Source organism: Clostridioides sp. ZZV15-6598 (assembly GCF_020657705.1).
GTDB classification, from domain to species: Bacteria; Bacillota; Clostridia; order Peptostreptococcales; family Peptostreptococcaceae; genus Clostridioides; species Clostridioides difficile_F.
The window spans coordinates 1-1713 of sequence record NZ_JAGWCS010000259.1; the positions used below are offsets into that span (position 1 = coordinate 1).

At 24.9% G+C, this 1713-nt stretch carries 2 protein-coding genes; both read right to left on the reverse strand.

The window, feature by feature from the left end; all coding sequences use genetic code 11:
• Nucleotides 1-195: 195 nt before the first annotated feature.
• On the reverse strand, nucleotides 196-930 hold the full coding sequence (locus KGF50_RS21350; protein WP_227849923.1) for an MBL fold metallo-hydrolase: 735 nt from the start codon (nucleotides 928-930) through the stop codon (nucleotides 196-198).
• Nucleotides 931-1522: 592 nt separating this feature from the next.
• Nucleotides 1523-1663 carry a hypothetical protein gene (locus KGF50_RS21355; RefSeq protein ID WP_227849924.1) on the reverse strand — a complete coding sequence of 47 codons (141 nt, stop codon included), beginning with the start codon at nucleotides 1661-1663 and terminating at the stop codon, nucleotides 1523-1525.
• Nucleotides 1664-1713: the final 50 nt, after the last annotated feature.

A 1713-nucleotide genomic window follows, 5' to 3' on the forward strand; every position in this document is an offset into this window, starting at 1 on the left:
TGTTTATAGGTTCGTATAAATATATTTTTTCTTACTCAATATTACTGGAAATTTCTGATTCCAGTAATATTTTTATCCTCAAAATATCAAGTAAATAATTATTTATACATTTTTTGTTTCTTTACTATTCATATTTAATTATTATTTAAATAAATTTTTAATAAATAACTGGATAGTATTTTCAATCATGTAACATTATTCAATAACTATATTTTCTAATGCTTCAATTATATTTTTTTTATATAATCCACCATGGCTAAAAATTATTTCCTCTATATCATAGTTACTCAATTTTTTAATGGCTTTTATCAATTCTTGATTATCACTATACATTACATCCACTGGTCTGAGTTTACCCTCTTTTATCTCTAATAAATCTCCAGCAACAAGTACTTTAGATTTTTTTAAATAGAGACAGATATGACCTCTAGTATGACCACCTGTGTGTATAACCTCTATCTCTTCGCTTAAATTTAAAACTTCATGATTGTATAAAGATATATCTACTACAGTATATGATGACTTAAATCCAAGTTTCATAGCATTTAACATATCAAGCATTTTGTCATCAAGACTATCTATCATTTGTTCTAACATATAAAGTTTAAATGGTGTTTCCTCCCCTGTTATATAGCTAACTTCACTTTTATATGCATATACCTTTATATCATTTTCAGATTTTTCTCTTAAATATTTTATATTTCCTATATGATCTATATCATGGTGAGTTATTATTATATTTTTTAATTTATCAAAACTTGTATTACTATTATTAAGGGCATCAATTATTAAATCTCCTTGACCTGGGAGTCCAGTATCAACAAGAGTTGCCTCATCTTCTGTATAGATTACTGGAATATATATAACTTTATCTTTACCTAATATACTTGATGGAATTTCTAAAATATCTAATCCTTTTTTTAAATTCATAATATTTCTCCTTATAATTATTGAGTTAGAGGTAAATTTAATCAAAAAAATTGAAAAATATAGATTATCTTCTAATTACATTATGTTTATCAAAAACTATTAAAACCTAGTATATCACTGAAATAGAGAGATTACCCGACTTGATTTTTTTGTTATTTTATGATATAGTATTTAATATAAAAATAAGTAATTTCAATAGTTATAGCTATTAAAAATATTTTTCAATTTATCTTTAATGTATTATAAGATGGATAGTTTTAAAGTTAAATTAACATTGAATTTCAAACCGCTCTTAGTCATATTTGAGTGGTTTTTATTTTAGATAAAACGTGAAAGTGTTATTAAAAATCAAACATGACATAACAAAAGAAATTTTAATTACTGCATATGTATTAGAATTTTTAATTTTATTTATCATTCTCATGTTATAGCTATGAGTCTTTCCCTTAAACTTATGTATTCACTATTTAAGTTAACATAAAAAAAGATTCTACAAGCTTTTTTATGACTTTTAGAATCCTTTTTCTATTATAACCTATCCCCAATAAATAATTATCCCTTTTCCTATTTACTATTCAATTAAAAAATTTATTTACAGCATCGGTGCAATAATACCAGCTACTACTATAGAAATCATACAAGCCATACCACCAACTACTAACTTAGGCATTATTTTAGACCTGAACCTCCCATGACTAAAGTCACGGGGTTCCTGCTTCATAGAATTTCGCATACTAACATATGTCTTACTAATTCTCCACAGGCTATCCCCGTAGTTCCTAC

Coding starts and splice junctions, on each gene's coding strand:
- KGF50_RS21350 (WP_227849923.1), bottom strand. CDS start 930: ATGAATTTAAAAAAAGGATTAGATATTTTAGAAATTCCATCAAGTATA.
- KGF50_RS21355 (WP_227849924.1), bottom strand. CDS start 1,663: ATGCGAAATTCTATGAAGCAGGAACCCCGTGACTTTAGTCATGGGAGG.